The sequence below is a fragment of the Candidatus Woesearchaeota archaeon genome (assembly GCA_020854775.1).
Classification (GTDB): domain Archaea; phylum Nanobdellota; class Nanobdellia; order Woesearchaeales; family 21-14-0-10-32-9; genus 21-14-0-10-32-9.
Window position 1 is genome coordinate 1 of sequence record JAHKLZ010000025.1, and the last position, 17,274, is coordinate 17,274.

At 32.0% G+C, this 17,274-nt stretch carries 21 protein-coding genes and 1 tRNA gene; 10 read left to right on the forward strand and 12 right to left on the reverse strand.

The features are described 5' to 3' along the window. From KO361_04480 to KO361_04505, 6 genes are all read right to left on the reverse strand, one after another. Positions 1 to 1,081: hypothetical protein (locus KO361_04480; protein ID MCC7574822.1), on the reverse strand; the 1,081-nt coding region annotated here is incomplete at its 3' end. A gap of 43 nt (positions 1,082 to 1,124) precedes the next feature. After that, positions 1,125 to 2,408: a histidine--tRNA ligase gene (gene hisS / locus KO361_04485; protein ID MCC7574823.1), complete on the reverse strand. Its 1,284-nt coding sequence runs from the start codon at positions 2,406 to 2,408 to the stop codon at positions 1,125 to 1,127. A gap of 14 nt (positions 2,409 to 2,422) precedes the next feature. Further along, entirely contained in the window at positions 2,423 to 3,271 is an 849-nt protein-coding gene (gene lgt / locus KO361_04490; protein ID MCC7574824.1) for a prolipoprotein diacylglyceryl transferase, read from the reverse strand. 10 nt (positions 3,272 to 3,281) lie between these two features. Continuing rightward, positions 3,282 to 3,590, reverse strand: coding sequence for a thioredoxin (trxA, locus tag KO361_04495; protein MCC7574825.1), 309 nt, complete (start codon positions 3,588 to 3,590; stop codon positions 3,282 to 3,284). 68 nt (positions 3,591 to 3,658) lie between these two features. Continuing rightward, entirely contained in the window at positions 3,659 to 5,062 is a 1,404-nt protein-coding gene (locus tag KO361_04500) for a site-2 protease family protein (GenBank protein MCC7574826.1), read from the reverse strand. 24 nt (positions 5,063 to 5,086) lie between these two features. Next, positions 5,087 to 6,325 (reverse strand): hemolysin family protein, encoded by a 1,239-nt coding sequence (locus tag KO361_04505; protein ID MCC7574827.1) that lies wholly within the window; start codon positions 6,323 to 6,325, stop codon positions 5,087 to 5,089. A 117-nt stretch (positions 6,326 to 6,442) separates the two neighbouring features. Between KO361_04505 and KO361_04510 the strand changes: the two genes are divergently transcribed. From KO361_04510 to KO361_04520, 3 genes are read left to right on the forward strand one after another with little or no spacing between them, the layout of a single operon-like run. Continuing rightward, positions 6,443 to 6,910, forward strand: a complete 468-nt coding sequence (locus tag KO361_04510) for a hypothetical protein (protein ID MCC7574828.1) — start codon at positions 6,443 to 6,445, stop codon at positions 6,908 to 6,910. A gap of 6 nt (positions 6,911 to 6,916) precedes the next feature. Beyond that, positions 6,917 to 7,486 carry a methyltransferase gene (locus KO361_04515; protein MCC7574829.1) on the forward strand — a complete coding sequence of 190 codons (570 nt, stop codon included), beginning with the start codon at positions 6,917 to 6,919 and terminating at the stop codon, positions 7,484 to 7,486. Further along, positions 7,473 to 8,135: a hypothetical protein gene (locus tag KO361_04520; protein MCC7574830.1), complete on the forward strand. Its 663-nt coding sequence runs from the start codon at positions 7,473 to 7,475 to the stop codon at positions 8,133 to 8,135. Before KO361_04515 ends, KO361_04520 begins: the two co-directional genes overlap by 14 nt. On the opposite strand, the gene KO361_04525 is transcribed toward KO361_04520, so the two are convergent. Continuing rightward, on the reverse strand, positions 8,113 to 9,039 hold the full coding sequence (locus KO361_04525) for a transcription initiation factor IIB (protein ID MCC7574831.1): 927 nt from the start codon (positions 9,037 to 9,039) through the stop codon (positions 8,113 to 8,115). The genes KO361_04520 and KO361_04525 overlap by 23 nt on opposite strands. A gap of 301 nt (positions 9,040 to 9,340) precedes the next feature. On the opposite strand from KO361_04525, the gene eif1A reads away from it, so the two are divergent. Both eif1A and KO361_04535 read left to right on the forward strand, forming a co-directional pair. Then, positions 9,341 to 9,667, forward strand: coding sequence for a translation initiation factor eIF-1A (gene eif1A / locus KO361_04530; GenBank protein ID MCC7574832.1), 327 nt, complete (start codon positions 9,341 to 9,343; stop codon positions 9,665 to 9,667). 48 nt (positions 9,668 to 9,715) lie between these two features. Beyond that, a tRNA-Phe gene (locus tag KO361_04535) sits at positions 9,716 to 9,789 on the forward strand. Between the two features lie 129 nt (positions 9,790 to 9,918). Here KO361_04535 and KO361_04540 read toward each other — a convergent pair. Beyond that, a complete protein-coding gene (locus tag KO361_04540) occupies positions 9,919 to 10,848 on the reverse strand; it encodes a metallophosphoesterase (GenBank protein MCC7574833.1) in 930 nt (309 codons plus the stop codon). 41 nt (positions 10,849 to 10,889) lie between these two features. After that, on the reverse strand, positions 10,890 to 11,303 hold the full coding sequence (locus KO361_04545; protein MCC7574834.1) for a secondary thiamine-phosphate synthase enzyme YjbQ: 414 nt from the start codon (positions 11,301 to 11,303) through the stop codon (positions 10,890 to 10,892). A gap of 89 nt (positions 11,304 to 11,392) precedes the next feature. On the opposite strand from KO361_04545, the gene KO361_04550 reads away from it, so the two are divergent. Both KO361_04550 and dut read left to right on the forward strand, forming a co-directional pair. Next, positions 11,393 to 13,489, forward strand: a complete 2,097-nt coding sequence (locus KO361_04550; protein MCC7574835.1) for an AAA family ATPase — start codon at positions 11,393 to 11,395, stop codon at positions 13,487 to 13,489. Between the two features lie 19 nt (positions 13,490 to 13,508). Beyond that, on the forward strand, positions 13,509 to 13,934 hold the full coding sequence (gene dut / locus KO361_04555; protein ID MCC7574836.1) for a dUTP diphosphatase: 426 nt from the start codon (positions 13,509 to 13,511) through the stop codon (positions 13,932 to 13,934). Here dut and KO361_04560 read toward each other — a convergent pair whose 3' ends face one another. After that, on the reverse strand, positions 13,935 to 14,432 hold the full coding sequence (locus tag KO361_04560; GenBank protein MCC7574837.1) for an HIT domain-containing protein: 498 nt from the start codon (positions 14,430 to 14,432) through the stop codon (positions 13,935 to 13,937). It abuts the gene before it with no gap. Between the two features lie 84 nt (positions 14,433 to 14,516). On the opposite strand from KO361_04560, the gene KO361_04565 reads away from it, so the two are divergent. The 3 genes from KO361_04565 to KO361_04575 are packed head-to-tail and all read left to right on the forward strand — an operon-like array spanning position 14,517 to position 15,996. Continuing rightward, complete coding sequence (locus KO361_04565; protein MCC7574838.1) at positions 14,517 to 15,089, forward strand: DUF2179 domain-containing protein; 573 nt, start codon at positions 14,517 to 14,519, stop codon at positions 15,087 to 15,089. Next, positions 14,999 to 15,241: an SDR family oxidoreductase gene (locus KO361_04570; GenBank protein ID MCC7574839.1), complete on the forward strand. Its 243-nt coding sequence runs from the start codon at positions 14,999 to 15,001 to the stop codon at positions 15,239 to 15,241. The genes KO361_04565 and KO361_04570 overlap by 91 nt, the downstream gene beginning before the upstream one ends. After that, positions 15,226 to 15,996 carry an SDR family oxidoreductase gene (locus tag KO361_04575; GenBank protein ID MCC7574840.1) on the forward strand — a complete coding sequence of 257 codons (771 nt, stop codon included), beginning with the start codon at positions 15,226 to 15,228 and terminating at the stop codon, positions 15,994 to 15,996. Before KO361_04570 ends, KO361_04575 begins: the two co-directional genes overlap by 16 nt. A 57-nt stretch (positions 15,997 to 16,053) precedes the next feature. Here the strand turns inward: KO361_04575 and KO361_04580 are convergent, their stop codons facing one another. Then, complete coding sequence (locus KO361_04580) at positions 16,054 to 16,422, reverse strand: hypothetical protein (GenBank protein ID MCC7574841.1); 369 nt, start codon at positions 16,420 to 16,422, stop codon at positions 16,054 to 16,056. Continuing rightward, on the reverse strand, positions 16,361 to 17,206 hold the full coding sequence (locus KO361_04585; protein MCC7574842.1) for a hypothetical protein: 846 nt from the start codon (positions 17,204 to 17,206) through the stop codon (positions 16,361 to 16,363). Before KO361_04585 ends, KO361_04580 begins: the two co-directional genes overlap by 62 nt. Between the last annotated feature and the right edge of the window lie 68 nt (positions 17,207 to 17,274).

A 17,274-nucleotide genomic window follows, 5' to 3' on the forward strand; every position in this document is an offset into this window, starting at 1 on the left:
AACAAGTAGCTTCAGGATCCTCAGGGATTTCTTCTACGCTACAAGGCTCACAAGGCCCACCACAATCAACACCATCCTCACAAAGAATACTACCATCAAGCATAACATGACAATTCTGAACACCATCAAAACAAGTAGCTACGTATTCACAGTCTCTCCAAAAAGTTTTATCTTTTTCACAACCCATCCTATCTCTGCAAAACCTGTACTGAGTACCATTAATGAAACAATCAGACCAAGGATCGCAACGCCAATCAGAAATACAAGGACTATCAAAACCAGACAGGTCCCTACCAGGATCAGAATCAACACCATCACACCTAGACTCAATAGAAACAACGTTAGAATCAGCTGTTAAATTACCACCATCCTTAGCTTCAAAAATAACATAATCAGTTTCACAATTACCTTCAGGACTAATAACCGTAACGAAAGAATTAGGAGAAATAATTACTTGAACCCTAAGATTGCCAACAGCAGCATAAGAATAATTCAAAGAAGACTTACCCCACTCAGGACGAATATCCACGTCCCCAAAGTAATCACCAAGCGCGAAAGCAACAATAGTAGAACCATCCTTTAAAACAATGTTAGGCAAATTATTCTTCAAATAAGGAGGATCATTAATATCAAGAACCTCGAAATCATAATACTCAACGGCCCAAAAAGAACATTCACCAATATCAAAACCAGAAACCGGAACGGAACGATTACCTACGCCTGATTGATTAGCGCTCAAAGAAAATGAACCATCCTCAAACAAATTAAAAAATAACCCGTTGTAAACAGAAGAATAATTATCAATAACGACTTCGTGCCCCCTAGGATGACTAGCATTAACATAACAAAAAACAGTGTTATCCTCTAAAGTAGTTGATTGATTAAAAACAGAAGGACAATGAGAAACATTAAGCACAGGAGGAAAATTAAGACAAAACTGAAAAGAACCAGACCTAGTAGCATCCCCTTTGAATAAGTTAGACTCAACAGAAGAATCAAACAAAACAACCAATAAAACTAATTGAATCAAAACTACTGATACAACAAAAAAAACAAGGAATGAAAGGAAATCTTTTTTCATAAATAACTAAAGTCAAGAGAGAACTATATAAATATTTTTATAATTAATTAAGAACAGAAAGAACCTTCTTAGAAATATCCTTCGGTGATAAGAACTCTTCTTCCCCAGAAGACATATTTTTAAGCTTGAACAAACCTTTTTTTAATTCATCTTCACCAACAAACACGACGAAAGGAATCTTTTTAGAATTAGCATAATTAAGATTCTTATTCAAATTCCTACCAATAATATCAGTTTCAACTCTTAAACCTTGATTCCTAAGATCTTTAACAACATGCAAACAAGACTTATCATCCACTAACGGAACAACGAATACTTGAGTCAAAGAATCAAAATCATCCTTAGAGAAAGCAACACTTAACCTGCTTAAACCAAAAGAGATACCTACGCAAGGATACTCATTCTTGGAATTCAAAAACTGAGAAACAACTTTATCATACCTGCCACCAGAAGCAACAGAGCTTTTAACTTCGCTATTAATAAGAGTTATCTCAAAAACAGTGCCTGTATAAATATTTAATCCACGAGACAAAGATAAATCAAGCTCATAATTATTAACATTATAAGCATCAAGATAATCAAATAAATCAAACAACTCAGAAATACCTTGCTTACCTTCCTCAGAAACAACAACTTCTTTTAACTTAGCAAGTTTCTCTTTGTTGTTGCCAGAAACATTAAAAAAATCAAAAACCTTATCAGCAGTTAATTTATCAACACCCACACTTTTCAATTCAGCATACAACTCTTCAATCTTAACTTTTTTTAATTTATCAATAATCAAAATAACCTCTTCCTTATTGGAAATCCCTGCAACATCCAGTAAACCATTTAATAATTTACGATTGTTAACACTAATCAACACACTCATATCTAATTCATTAAAAACAGAAGATGCCAATTCTAATATTTCCGCGTCAGCACTCATCTTCTTAGAACCAAGAATGTCAACGTCACATTGCCAAAACTCACGAAACCTTCCAAGACCAATAGGACCATCACGCCAAACCTTAGCCATATGATAACGCTTAAAAGGCAACTTCAACATAGGATTCATACCAATGAACCTAGCAAAAGGAACTGTTAAATCATACCTTAAACCAAGCTCCCTATCCCCTTGATCTTTCAACTTAAAAGTTTCCTTAAGAATCTCGGATCCACCAGCATACTTAGCAGATAAAATATCAAAACGCTCAATAGCAGGCGTATCAAACGGAACAAAACCATACTTCTCAAAAGTATCCCTTAAAAAATTCATAGTCCTCTGTAAAGAAATCATCTCCGAAGGAGAAGAATCACTCATACCCTTAGCAAGTTGCAACTTCATATTATCACGAAACACTAATTTTTTCTTGAATTAAACCTAAGATTCTTCTTAGACTTTAAATCTTTTTTTACTTTTTTTAAAAAAAAACCAGGATATTTAATTTTTATTATGAAAAACAAAGATACTAATGAGAAAACAATACAAAGATACTGCCCTGTGCCTAAACCAAGAAATAAAGGTTGTTCACGATAAAAATCAATAAAGAACCTTAACACGTTATAAAAAAACAAACCATACAAAAACAACAATCCTTTTTTCAAAGTAGAAAAAGAAGAATAAATCAATAAAGCTATGCTCACAGCGAAGTTCTTAAAAGACTCATATAATTGATAAGGATGCCTACAACCTTGAGGCGCATTATAAACGAAGTTGCTCTGAGAATAATCAATACAAAACTTAGCAGAGGAAGGAACACCCCATAATTCTCCGTTAATAAAATTAGCAATCCTGCCTAACCCAAGAAAGAACATGAACGGAACAATGAATTGATCAGCTAAATCATAAAATTTAACTTTCCTATCCTTAACAAATAATAAGCCCGCAATGACCGCGCCTATTATTCCTCCATGAACAGACATACCACCGTGCCAAATCTTAAAGACCTCGAAAGGACTAGTTAACAAAACACTAGTGTTAAAGAAAACAAAGTCAAAGAAACGAGCCCCGATGATGCTACCAAGCATGAAATAAATCATTAAAGAATCCAAATCATTTAAGCCAAGATGCTTAATCCTAGCCCTTTTAATTTGATATTTTAAAAAAAAATAAGCAAACAAGAAACCAAGAAAATAAACCAACCCATAATACCTAACCTCGAATACACCAAAACTAAACGCTACCGGATCAATATTATGAATAAACACTTAACCACCTTTAACTAAAAGACTCACTGATCTGAGACTTCAAAACATCTTTAGGAACGAAACCAACAATCCTGTTAAGCTCTTTACCATCCCTAAACAAGATAATAGTAGGAACTCCTCTAACACCTAATTCAACAGCGGCTTCACCCACTTCGTCAATGTCAGCTTTAGCAAATTTAACCTTTTCTAATTCTTTACTAACTTCTTCAAACACAGGACCAAGCATTTTACAAGGACCACACCAAGAAGCCCAGAAATCAACAACTGTATCTCCTTTAGAAATAAAATCTTTTAATTCATCAACTTTCAAATCTTTCATTAAAAAAACCCCCTACACTAAACTAAATGAACTAATCAATACTTTATAAAAATTTCGCCAAATAAAAATTAAATCAAAGCCCTAATAATAGGTATAAAAACAAGAATAAGAACTAAGAAAAACAAAAACTTAGATAACAAAGTTAAATACTTTGATGCTTTCTTTTCACCAAACTTTTTTTTCATAACAAGAAAAATCATTCTGCCACCATCAAGAGGACCAACAGGTAATAAATTAACAATCCCTATACCGAAGCTTAAAACAAATATTAACCATAATAATCCAAGATTATTATTAAGACTTGAAGAGAAAGGATTACCAATTAACCAAAAATAAGCATAACTAAAAAACTTGTTATTAGAAACCACGGTTGTACCAGAAACCTCTGTGTCAAGGAAAACACCAATAAAAGGTCTTGACTCATTGTTAGGATCGGAACCAAGAACAACTAATTTTTCATCATCATCAATCATGAAAGAAACAACATCACCCGGACTAAGATTCTGAACAAAAACAACTAATTCATAACTAGAAAGAACAGACACGTTATTAACACTCTTAATAACATCACCTTCATCAAGCATAGATAAGTCACGACCATCATCCATGTTTACGAAACCATCAATTCTGACACCTGAAGGCTCATATAATGAAACAGATAACAAACTAAACAAAGCCAATAATATGAACAAGAAACCCGCTAATAAAATATTAGAAAAAGGACCCGCAGCAAAAACAGATAATTGCGCCTTAGAAGAAGCATTCTTTAATTTTTTTTCATCAGGTTCAACGAATGCACCAGGCAAAGGACCAAACATGACGAATCCAGAACTCTTAATAGGAACTTTGTAAGATTTAGAAACAACACCGTGACTAAATTCGTGAATAACAACGACGACTAACAAAGAAATCAAGCCTTCAAATAAAGGAAGCTTGAAAGGAGTGCCAGGAATACTTATACCTGGAAGTACAGGCGCGAACATAGGCGGAGCTGAAGGATCAAAAAATAACTGATACAAACCCATACTTAACAAAACAAGCATGAACAACATACCAAGAAAACCAACATAGACACCTACGTAACTCGCTGATTTAATCTGCCTAAAAAAAACAATAGACACACAAACACCAAGAAAAGATAAAGCTAACAAAAGCCTCAAAGATAAAGCAAAAAAGAAACTAAAACCAAAAATCATATCTAATAAGAGAAAGAAAACAAGAACTAAGAAAGAATAAGAAGAAATCAAAAATATTTTTTTACCAACCAAATCTTTTTTCTTAGGAAGAGGCGTAGCGAACTTCTTCATTTGCTTAATCCCTAACTTAGTCTTTAATAAAGCGACTAAACCTTGAAACTCGAAGCGACTCCTATAAAAATAAATTAATAAAGCAACACCCAAATAGAAAAGAATTACTAAAGCGTGTTCTTGCAACCAATTAAATGACATGAAATAAAAAGGAAAATCAATCATATTTAAATTTTGTTAAAAAAAAAATCATAGTTTCTTAATGGACACTAATAAAATCTTATCATTATGAACTTGCTTAATCGTGATAACAACTTCATTATCTTTACATTTAAAGAATTTGTCTTTCTCAGCGGAATCAATACGCTCCATTAAGAAACGAGAAACAGGCTTAAACTCATTAGTAATAGGCAAAGAAAGATTCAGCTTCTTATTAATAGTCCTAATAAAAGTTTTGCCCTTAACTAACCATTCATCATCAGATACTTGCTTAATCAAAGAATCAACACGATCCTCTTCATCAAATATTTCACCTACTAATTCCTCAACGATGTCTTCAACAGTAACCAAACCAACAACTTGCTTATAAGCCCCAACAACTATAGCCATGTGATAATTACGTAGCTGCAACTCTTTCAAAGTTTCATCAAGCTTCTTAGCCCTATTAACAAAATAAATAGGATTCATCACAGACTTTAATTTAGCAGTATTATTACCCTTAAATATTTGACCAACAACGTCCTGAATAGTAATCATGCCCTTAATATTACCTTTGTTACTTGAATGAACAGGCATCCTAGTATAACCATACTCAATGATTAAAGGCATAGCTTGCTCAACGGTTAAGTTCCAATCCAAAGAAAAAACATCTTTAATAGGCGTCATAATCTTAGAAACAGACAAATCATCAAGCTTGAAAACCTTGTTAATAATAGCTTTTTCATTCTTATTAATCTCACCTTCTTTTTCACCAATATGAATCAAATACTTAATTTCACTCTCAGTAACCAAAGGATCATGATCAGAACTACCAATAAAACGATTAATCACTAAACTAAGATAATTAAAGCTTTTAACAAAAGGATATAATAAATAAAACAAAGTAAGCAAAATAGGCGAAATAGCTAAAGCAATATTCTTAGAGTTCTTAACAACGAAAGTCTTAGGAATAATCTCCCCGAAAGTAAGAAGAATCAAAGTCATAACCCCTGTAATAATACCTATGTTCATATTATTAAAATGATCAAACGCGATCTTAGTAGCAATCGCGGAACTAGCAACATTCATGATGTTATTACCAATAAGAATAGTAATCAGAGACTCATTAGGATGATTCTTAAGCTTAAGCAAAGCTTGAGCATTCCTAACTTTCTTATTAACGAGTTGCTCAGCTTTAAGCTTAGAAGTCGCAACAATCGCAACTTCTGCACCACTAAAAAAAGCTGACAAAGCAATAGTTATTATTATCAAAAAAAATTCTGTTTGCATTTAACCCCTGAGTAACAAGTAATTGTAATGATATAAATATTTTTCTGTGAAAAAACAACAAAATAAACAAATATTGAAGTAAAAATATTTAAATAAAACCAACATTAAACAAATAACATGGCTAAAACAATATCAAGAGATACTCCTTTAGCAGAGATAACCCTTAGAAAATACGAGAAACCAATAACTCTGCAAGGACGAGAACTTATAAGAAAATTTTGCTTAAGCATAGGATTATTACAACCAGGAGATTCCAGAGACGTAGTCGTAGACGTTTTACAAGTTTTCTTAACTAATAAAGGAAAAGAACTCAGCTCCACAGAAGTAGAAAAATTAGTAATAGAAAACAGAGAAAAATACAACTTAACAATACTAGGCGTGGCTCCTTCTAATATAAGAAGACAAATACTAAGACTTAGAGATTCTTTCCTAATAGAAAAAAATGGAAATAATTACAGAATAAACGAAGGCGCAAGTATTAAAGAAATATTCTTAGAAAAAGTAGAAAAATATTACTTTAGCTCCATTATGAGCAGAGTAAAAGAATACGTTGTTAAAGTAGATGACGAATTCCTAAAAGAATAAATAAAAATGTACGAACCACAAGAAGACTCAATAATGCTTAAAGAAGCAATAGAACAATTTCTAAAAAAAGAACCTCAAGAAATATGCGCGGACTTAGGCACAGGAACAGGAATACAAGGATTAACAATGATTCCGCGCTGTAAAAAAGTTTTATTCATAGATATAAACCCTGAAGCCATTAATTATGTTTCTCATTCCTTAAATAAAGAACAAAAACAAAAAGCAGAATTCATAGAATCTGATTTGTTCAAAAACGTGAATCCTGAACTGAAAGGAAGAATTGGATTAATAGCTTTTAATCCTCCTTATTTGCCGAGAGAACAAGACGAAGAGGAAGATGAAGAATTAACAAGTGGAACTAAAGGAATAAATACAACTCTTAGATTCATAAAAGAAAGTAAACCTTTCCTTAATAAAAAAGGAAAACTTTTATTCGTTGTTAGTTCTCATTCAGACGTTGAATCAATAAACGAAGAATTAAAAAAACAAAATTACAAATACAAAATAATTAAGAAAGCACATTTTTTCTTTGAAGACATAATGATTTATGAGGCTTACCTTGATGAAGATAAATAAAGAATTAGCTCTTGAATTATGGAACAAAAAAGAATATTTCTCAAAAGGAAAAAGAGGATATATTTACTTAGCGAAAAACAACGAAGAAGTCTTTGTGATAAAAACAAGGAATCCTGAAAGCAAAGCTCCTAATACTATACTAAGAGAATATGAAAATAATAAATCATTAAATAATCACGGAGTAGGACCTGAAATGTATTATTACGACGAAGAATTAGATTTTGTGATAAGAGAATTCGCGGAAGGAACAAGTATTTTTGAATGGATGAAAAATGTTAATGACAAAAAAATAATAGAGAAAGTATTCTTGAATTTGTTAGATCAATGTAAAAGAATGGATGAAGCAAACATAAACAAATTAGAAATGAATCATCCGCACAAAGATTTACTAATAAGAAATAACGAACCAGTAATAATAGATTTTGAAAGATGTAAACAAACAATAAAACCAAAGAACGTAACGCAACTATGCCAATTCTTAAGTTCTAAACACATAAACATAGAATTACAAAGATTTAACGTGCAAATAAGTAATGAATCATTAATGAAACTAGCAGAGACTTATAAAAAATCAAAACAAAAAATAAAAGAATTTGAAAAAATAAAAAAAGAAATAATTAACGCTTTTAAGAACCCATCTTCTTCTTGATTTTCTTAATTTCTTTTTCTAAACCAAGCTCATCAAGCAACTCTTTGTACCTGTTCCTAATAGTTACTTCTGTAACCCCTGCGACGTCCGCGACTTCTCTCTGCGTTCTTTTCTCGCCGTTAAGCAAAGCAGCAACATAAAGAGCAGCAGCAGCAATCCCCGTAGGACCACGACCACTAGTTAATTCTACTTTTTGAGCTTCCTCAATTATCTCAACTGATTTAGTCTGAGCCTCAGGACTCAAACGAAGACTAGAAGCGAACCTAGCAATATAATCTGAAGGATTACTAGGTAAAATCTTTATTCCTAGCTCCCTAGTAATAAATCTGTAAGTCCTACCAATTTCTTTTTTTTCAACACCAGACGCTTCACTTAACTCATCTAAAGTACGAGGAACATCGTGACGACGACAAGCAGCATACAAAGCACCAGCAACAACTGATTCCATGCTCCTACCTCTTACTAAGCCACGTTGAACAGCTAAAGTATAAATCCTAGAAGCTTCTTCTTCAACAGACCCAGGAAGTTTCAAATAAGAAGAAACTCTTTTAAGTTCAGCTAAAGCAAGTTTTAAGTTACGCTCAATAGCAGTACTAATTCTTTGTTGCCATTTTCTTAATCTGAAGAATTTACTTTTATCTCTACCGCCCAATTTATAAAAATCAGCTTTAGTACCAACTTCAGTACCTAGACCTTGATCAAATTGAGTGTAAGACATAGGCGCTCCCGTTCTTCTTTTATTAGCAGCAGCGTCACTATCAAATTCACGCCATTCCTGATCAAAATCAACCATTTTCTCTTCAAGAACAAGACCGCATTCGCGACAAATAATTTCTCCTTTCTCTTTGTTCCACTGAAGATTTACAGAACCACATTCCGGACATTTCTTAACGTATCTTGACATAAAAATTTCACCTCGGAAATCACTAAACATTGAACCAAGTCGTCGAGAAAAAAAATAATCTCGAAAAAAAAAACTTGAAAAAATGTTAAATTTATAAACAAATTAAGTTCCTAGTATATAAATATTTCTGTTCTCGACTAGTTTTTTTTAGAAACACTTTTAAAATAACAAAAAAAATAGTAATCACTAAAACATAATAAAAAAACAAATAAAGTTTTTTGAAAAAAAACAACAAATAAAAAAAGAATAAAAAAAACAGCAGAAAAAGTTTATAAATAAGCCTGTACTCTTCAAAAAAACAATGAAACAAAAATACGACGACCAAGAACAAGAAGACTTCAGAGTAAGACTACCAAGAGGAAACGAAGTACTAGGCATACTAGAAGCAAGACTAGGCGCATCAAGATGCGACGTGAAATGCCTAGACGGAAAAACAAGAAACTGCAGAATACCAGGAAGACTAAAAAGAAAACTGTGGGTCAGACCAGGAGACATAGTAATAATAGAACCATGGGAATTCGGTGGAGACGAAAAAGGAGATATAATCTTCAAATACAGACCAGTACAAGCAACCTGGCTAAAAAACAACGGGCACCTAGACAAACTACAAGATCTAGATGACTTCTAAAAAGAAAACAATATAAACAAAACAAAAAAACACAAAAAAAAAACGAATGGGACCTTAGCTCAGACTGGGAGAGCGCCACGCTGAAGACGTGGAAGTCCTGGGTTCAAATCCCAGAGGTCCCATACACCATTATTCTCACACAAAAAACCCTAAAAGGATTTGAACATGCACAAAAACCCCAAAAAGTTTTGGCACCCCTCACCAAGGTTCTCGAAGCACGAAAACCCTTAAAACACGAAAATACAAAAGAATCAGAACTTATACGCATCAAATTCTTCCCTAGAAAACATTAATTGCTTCTTCGCCTCAAAAGACTCATCAGACTTCAAATCCTCAAAAAAAATCTGATCATTATCCTTCTCAATCAACAAAGCATGATTGCCAACAGCCCTAATAGTAGGCTTACCAACCGCGTTCTTCATCTTATGAGAAGAATGAAGATGACCATCAACAGTCACCTTAGCAAGCAAACTAAGCTTCGCAGCCACAAGAAGCGTAGGAGTCTCATCAGCATGCTTCTCAGCGCGCCAAGAACCCCTACCAATCTGACCATGAGTAAAAAAAACATCCAACCCCTCAAAATCCCTCATGATACGAATCCAATCAACATCATCAACAGGATCACGAAGATCCTCAACTTTTTCCCTATCAAAATCAGATATTAACTTTCGCTCAGTACGAAGATGACTAAAAATATTAGATAATTCTTTCTCAGACAAAATACCATAACAATAAGACTGCAAATGACCCGTATTAGGAATCCCCGCAACTCTTACACCATTAAGATTTAATACGCCTTGATACGAATTCAAATCAATAAACAAATCCTTATTCTTCAAATAATAAGAAACCAAGTCACAAAAGAAAACAGGCTCATGATTACCTAACAAATAAACAGTTAAAACCTCGTATTTATCAATTAAATCAGCAAGTTTCTTCGCGTGAAGAGCAATCATCGCCTTGTAAAGCTCCTTTAATTGCTTACCATGCTTATAAGTATCAGAATACTTTTCAGGAACAGTTAAACCCATAGCCATAGCTATCCCCTCAAAATTATAATCACCAACAACATCACCATTAATCACGAAAGGAACCTTTTTTTCATTCGCAACTTTGAACCAGTGCTCAAGAGCACCCCAATTCGCGTGATGATCCGAACTTGTAAGCAAAGCATTAATCATTTATTCAAAAAAATTGAAAGAATTAAAAAAGTTATCGAAAATCACTCCCCAATTATTTTAATGACCACTCTTTTCTTTCTACGACCATCAAATTCAGCATAATAAACTTGTTCCCACGTACCAAGATCCAAAGAACCATTCGTGATAGGAAGAGTAACTTGATGCCCCATCAAAGTCCTTTTAAGATGCGCATCAGCATTATCCTCACCAGTCTGATGATGCTTATACCCAGGTTTTCTAGGAGCCAATTCTTCTAACCAGACTTGAAAATCCTCAATCAAGCCAGATTCCGCGTCATTAACATAAACAGCAGAAGTTATATGCATCGGATTGATTAAACAAAGACCTTCTTTTACACCTGACTTCCTAACAGCAACTTCCACGTCATCAGTAATGTTAACAAACTCCATTTCTTTATCCGTATTAAAATACAAATACTCAGTGTGCGACTTCATAAAAAAAAAGAAATACTTCAAAGTTTTTAATTATTACTCACAACTAATAAGAGAAAAACATTTATTAGTAAAGATTTATTCCTAAACCTATGATTATTAAATCTTTAAGTTTAACAAATATTCGCTCCTACAAAGAACAAGAATTTTATTTCAAAGAAGGACTGACTCTTTTATCAGGAGACATAGGAAGCGGTAAATCAACCGTTTTATTAGGAATCGAGTTCGCGTTGTTCGGATTAATAAGAGGCTCAATAAATGGCTCATCATTATTAAGACACGGCTCAAAAGAAGGAATTATTAAGTTAAAATTCTTGATGAACAAAGAAGAATACGTAATAGAACGAGGATTAAAGAAGACAAGCACAGGAATAACACAAGATAATTGTTCTTTAACAAAGAATAACAACAAAGAATTGTTAACACCCGTAGAATTAAAATCTAGAATCCTAAGCTTGTTAGGATACCCTGAGGACTTAGTTACGAAGTCCAAGACTTTAATATTTAGGTACACCGTTTACACACCACAAGAAGAAATGAAGCAAATAATCTTTGAATCAAAAGATGAAAGATTAGAAAAACTTCGTAGAATCTTCGGCGTTGATAAGTACGAATTAATAAAGAATAACGCTTCTAATTACGCAAGGGATTTAAGGTCAGAACTAAAAAATTATAATGTTTTAAGCGACGAAAAATCTGATTTAAAAGAAAGAATTAAGAATTTGTTAACTGAAGTAAATTTGTTAAAAGAAGAAAATGATGAATTAAAAAAGAAACGAAACGAATTAAGTAAAAAAGAAGATTTAATCAAAGAAAAGCAAGAATCAATAGAACAAAAAACTAAGAAGTTTAATGAATTAAAAAATAATAACAACTTGTTCATCAATAATATTAATTCTTTGAATAATAACTTGGAAGAATTAGAAAAAGACATAAAAGACTTAGAAGAAAATACTACTAAGAAAGAAAAAGAAATAGAAAACGTTCCCGTAATTAAAAGAAGCACTGAAGAAATATTAAAAGAAATAAAAGAATTACGAATTAAAGAAGAAGAATTCGAAAATAAATTAATGAATAATAAGAATCAAGACGCAGTCGTAAAGAACAAGGTTTTAGAAATAAAAAAATTAATAGAAGAAATAAATCATTTAGATAATTGTCCTACGTGTAAACAAAGTGTTAGTAAAGAACATAAAAATAATTTGGTGAACGAAGAAGAAAATAAATTATTAAGTTATGAAGAAAAAGAAAAAATTCTAAGAAGTAATCTTGAAAAATTAGATTCTATAAAGAAAAAATTCGAAGAGAAAAAAATAGAATTAGAAAAAGAAAAAGAAGAAACATCAAGGAATGAATACAAACTAAAAATAATAGAACAAAACAAGAAATTTGTTGATGAACAAAAACAAAAATTATTATTGCTTAACAAGAAAAAAGAAGAACTAATACTGAGAATAAAACAACAAAAAGAAGAACATGCAAAACTAAAAGAAGAACTAATAACTTATGAGGACTTAGAACAAATAATTAAAACAACAAAAAAAGAACAAGAAGAATTAAACAACGAAATAAAAGAAGAAGATAAAAGAATTTTAAGAAATGAAGAAGCAACTAAGTACAAAGAACAAACGTTGAAAGATAAAAAAACAGAACTAGAAAAGAAAGAAAAAGATCTTGATTTATTAGGAAAGAAAAGAACATTAGAAAATTGGATAAGCAATCACTTCATAAACTTAATGAGCATCATAGAAAAACAAGTACTCGCGAAGATACACAGAGAATTTAATGAGTTATTCAAAGAATGGTTCTCAATGCTAATAGATGATACTGAATTAGAAGCTAACATAGAACAAGATTTTTCTCCAAGCATAACGCAGAACGGATACGATTCAAGTGTTGAGAACTTGTCAGGAGGAGAAAAAACAGCTGTTTCACTAGCATACAGACTCGCATTAAATAAAGTAATTAATGATTTGGTGCATGACGTGAAAACAAAAGGATTGTTAATACTTGATGAGCCAACAGATGGATTCAGCTCGGACCAATTAGATAAAGTAAGAGATGTTTTAGAAAGAACAAATACTAAACAAACAATAATTGTTAGTCACGAAGCAAAACTTGAAAGCTTCGTACAAAACATAATAAGAATAAGTAAGAATAATCACGAAAGCGAAATCATACAAATATGAAATAAAAGAGGAAAACAAAATGAAACTAAAAATGAAGAAATTAGAACAAGACGCAAAACTATTCAGTTACGCACACGAAGGAGACGCAGGCCTAGACATATATTCATACGAAGATAAAACCATAAAAGCAGGAACAAGAGAAACAATAAAAACAGGCATCGCAATCGCACTAGAAAAAGGATACGTAGCATTAGTATGGGACAAATCAGGACTAGCATCAAAGAAAGGAATAAAAACCATGGCTGGCGTAATAGACTCAGGATACAGAGGAGAAATAAGCATAGTATTATTTAATACAAGCAAAGAAGATTATGAAATAAAAAAAGGAGATAAAATCGCACAAATATTAATACAACCAATAATCAGCGCGGAAATAGAAGAAGTTAATTCGTTAGATGAAACCAGCAGAGGCGAAAACGGATTTGGAAGCACAGGGAAACAATAACTAATTAACAGATCTTAATTTATTAGCTAAAACTTTTAATTTCTCAGAGTCCGCTTTAGGACCATCAGCAGAAACTAAGTAACCCTCATATTTATCAAAATAATAAGATTCTTTGCTCAAGTATTGTTTCCAAACACCTTTCTTAATATGACCCGTACCATGCATAGGAATAAGTTTTATGTGAGCATGATTAACACCTGTTCCCTCCATGATTAAACCAATCCTACCAACGTCTTCAAAGTACTTTAAAAGAATATTAGAAACTTTTTTCGCAGCTAAAATAAATTTTTGTAAAACATCATCAGGTAAAGCCAAGCAATCACTACCAAAATGTTTCTTAGGAACAACTACTGTGAAACCCTCAACGCTAGGCCACGTAGATAAAAAAGCCATGAATTCATCATCTTCCCAAAAAATACCAGGCGTTTGAATATTACCTTTAATTATTTCACAAAAAACGCATTCACCACTACCAGTTTTAGAATCATAATCAGCCATAACGAAAATGAAAACAAAAAAAAGTTATAAATCTTACGAAAAAAAAGCAACATATATAAACAAGTAACTTAACAAAAAAAAGTGATGGAAGCAGCAGTAAGCACTGATTTAGTAACACTCATAATAATACCATTACTAATATTAATCGCGAGAATAGTAGACGTTACGCTAGGAACAATAAGATTAATATTCATATCTAAAGGAGAAAAATTATTATCAGTAATAATAGGATTCTTCGAAGTACTAATATGGCTAGTAGCAATAACTAGGATAATGGATAATTTAACGAACGTATACGCTTACTTAGCATACGCAACAGGATTCGCAATAGGAACATACTTAGGAATAGTAATAGAGAAAAAAATACGCATAGGAAAAGTAATAGTAAGAGTAACAACGCACAAAGACGCACAAGACTTAGTAGAAGAACTAAGAAGAAAAAGATACACCTTCACAAGCATAGGAGTAGACGGACCAGACGGAGAAGTAAAATCACTACACACAATCATACACAAAAAAGACTTAGACAAATTACTAAAATACATAACTAATTATGATAAAGACGCATTCTACACAGTAGAAGACGTAAAAATAGTAACCGAACACAACAACGACTCAGCAATCAAACAAAAACCAGTAATAAGCGTAAGAAAATAAAAACAAAAAAAACATTACTAGAAAACATACCAATAAACAGATTAGGCAAACCAGAAGACATCGCGAGAGCAGCAGTTTTCTTAGCATCCGAAAGATCAAAGTATATCACGGGACACAACTTAGTAGTAGACGGAGGATGGCTCTGCCACTAAAAAAAATGAAACTAAGAGGAAAAATCGCGATAATAACAGGCGCGGGAAACGGGATAGGAAAAGCAACCGCGATAGAATTCGCAAGGGAACACGCAAAACTAATATTATTAGATATAAATGCTAAAACAACTAAGGAAGTCGCAGAACAAATAAAACAACAAGGCGGAGAAGCCGAATACATGAAGTGCGACGTAACCAAGAAAGAACAAGTAAAAAAGTGCATCAATAAAATAATAAAAAAATACGAAAGAATAGATATACTAGTAAGCAACGCAGGAATATTCACGCAGAAACCAATACATGAGATGACAGAAAAAGAATGGAACAACATAATAGATGTGAACTTAAAAGGAGCATTCCTAACAATAAGAAGCGTCGCTGAACACATGAAGAAAAACAAGAAAGGAAAAATCATAACGATATCATCCATCGCGGGAAAAAAAGGAATGATAAACACTTCCGCTTTCTCAGCCGCGAACGGAGGCATCATAAACCTAGTAAAAGAACTAACACTAGAATTGTCACCCTACAAAATAAATGTTAATTCAATATCACCAGGAATCATAGCGACAGAGATGCTAACAGAACTCATGGATGACTTAGAAAAAAGAAAAGAAATGCTATCAAACATACCAATGAAGAGAATAGGAACACCCGAAGAAGTAGCAGACGCAGTAGTATTCTTAGCTTCAACAGATTCAGACTTCATAACAGGACACAACTTAGTCATAGACGGCGGATGGACAACTCATTAAACAGACAACGAAAAAGACCAAGAACTCTCTGATTTTAATATTTTTAAGTTAATAAAATCAAAAACCTTGCTTAGTCATTTCATCTTCATAATATTTATGTTTGTCTAAAAATAATTTTATGAAGTATTTATCCTTTTTTTTGATTAATATTGCTCTGACGTTACTACCTATTCTTTTTACGAAACCTATTATTTCAGGGTTTTTCTTTGATTGTACAGGATTAACTTTTTTTTCTTCGCAGTTCTTAATCCAGTTAATTAATTCTTTTTGCTGAGATTCTTTAAGGTTCTCAAAACACTTGTTGAAATGACCATCAAATTTTAAACCAGTGCCTAATAATTGCTTTATTTTGATTTTTGCTTCGCTAACTGAGAAATTTGAGTGTTTCTCTGTATGTCTTGATGTAGAACTTGATGTTTTTTGCATTTTTATACTCTATTTGCAGTTTCTCATAAATTAGTAATTGATCTTGTATAAGTTTTCTTCTCGTTTTAAATAAAATCAAGGAAGTAATAAGCTCATTGGACAAAATTTCGAAGTTCTTCCGATTAAATTTTTTTATTAAACCATGAAGTTGCTTCGGATTCAAAATTATTCCCTTTAAGAATTCTGTTTGCAAAAAGAAATCCCTGAGTGTCTTTTCATAGCTTTCATCACTTATTATTTCATTTATTAGTAACTCGAATGTTTGCAACGAATTTTTTATATTAATTTCAGGATTTGATTGTTCATGAGCAAAATTACTAACACTTATTTGTCTTAATGAATTAAAGAATAAAGAATTAAAGAAGGATTCTTGTAAATAAGTTATATGTAAATTCTTCTTTTTTACGTCTTCTTTTTTGTACTTTGAAAAAATGAAAACATCAATATCTTCATAGTGTTTGTTGAATAAGAAAGAACCAGATATCATTATTTTTTTATTTTTGTGTTGTTTTTCCAGTTTCTTCATTAATTTTTGAGCTTCATCAAGCCTGTTTTTATGAAAATATTCCTCGCCCTTAATCATTAATTTGTTTAAGCTGAAGAATTCCAACAAAGCACTAAGTTTAGGTTTTATAAATTTGTAATAATAAGTTTTTTCATTAGAATCAAGTTTTTTATTCTGCAATTTCTTCTTTAAGATTTTAATTTGAAGCTCAGTGAATAACTTCGTATCTACCAATAAATTGGTTTTTTCAATCATCTCACCAGTTATAAATTTCTCCATTTATGATAATAAAATATCATATTAATATAAATATTTATTTATTTTTTTAGAATGTTTTAAAATCATCA

Coding starts and splice junctions, on each gene's coding strand:
- hisS (MCC7574823.1), bottom strand. CDS start 2,408: ATGAAGTTGCAACTTGCTAAGGGTATGAGTGATTCTTCTCCTTCGGAG.
- trxA (MCC7574825.1), bottom strand. CDS start 3,590: ATGAAAGATTTGAAAGTTGATGAATTAAAAGATTTTATTTCTAAAGGA.
- KO361_04500 (MCC7574826.1), bottom strand. CDS start 5,062: ATGATTGATTTTCCTTTTTATTTCATGTCATTTAATTGGTTGCAAGAA.
- KO361_04505 (MCC7574827.1), bottom strand. CDS start 6,325: ATGCAAACAGAATTTTTTTTGATAATAATAACTATTGCTTTGTCAGCT.
- KO361_04510 (MCC7574828.1), top strand. CDS start 6,443: ATGGCTAAAACAATATCAAGAGATACTCCTTTAGCAGAGATAACCCTT.
- KO361_04515 (MCC7574829.1), top strand. CDS start 6,917: ATGTACGAACCACAAGAAGACTCAATAATGCTTAAAGAAGCAATAGAA.
- KO361_04520 (MCC7574830.1), top strand. CDS start 7,473: ATGAAGATAAATAAAGAATTAGCTCTTGAATTATGGAACAAAAAAGAA.
- KO361_04525 (MCC7574831.1), bottom strand. CDS start 9,039: ATGTCAAGATACGTTAAGAAATGTCCGGAATGTGGTTCTGTAAATCTT.
- eif1A (MCC7574832.1), top strand. CDS start 9,341: ATGAAACAAAAATACGACGACCAAGAACAAGAAGACTTCAGAGTAAGA.
- KO361_04540 (MCC7574833.1), bottom strand. CDS start 10,848: ATGATTAATGCTTTGCTTACAAGTTCGGATCATCACGCGAATTGGGGT.
- KO361_04545 (MCC7574834.1), bottom strand. CDS start 11,303: ATGAAGTCGCACACTGAGTATTTGTATTTTAATACGGATAAAGAAATG.
- KO361_04550 (MCC7574835.1), top strand. CDS start 11,393: ATGATTATTAAATCTTTAAGTTTAACAAATATTCGCTCCTACAAAGAA.
- dut (MCC7574836.1), top strand. CDS start 13,509: ATGAAACTAAAAATGAAGAAATTAGAACAAGACGCAAAACTATTCAGT.
- KO361_04560 (MCC7574837.1), bottom strand. CDS start 14,432: ATGGCTGATTATGATTCTAAAACTGGTAGTGGTGAATGCGTTTTTTGT.
- KO361_04565 (MCC7574838.1), top strand. CDS start 14,517: ATGGAAGCAGCAGTAAGCACTGATTTAGTAACACTCATAATAATACCA.
- KO361_04575 (MCC7574840.1), top strand. CDS start 15,226: ATGGCTCTGCCACTAAAAAAAATGAAACTAAGAGGAAAAATCGCGATA.
- KO361_04580 (MCC7574841.1), bottom strand. CDS start 16,422: ATGCAAAAAACATCAAGTTCTACATCAAGACATACAGAGAAACACTCA.
- KO361_04585 (MCC7574842.1), bottom strand. CDS start 17,206: ATGGAGAAATTTATAACTGGTGAGATGATTGAAAAAACCAATTTATTG.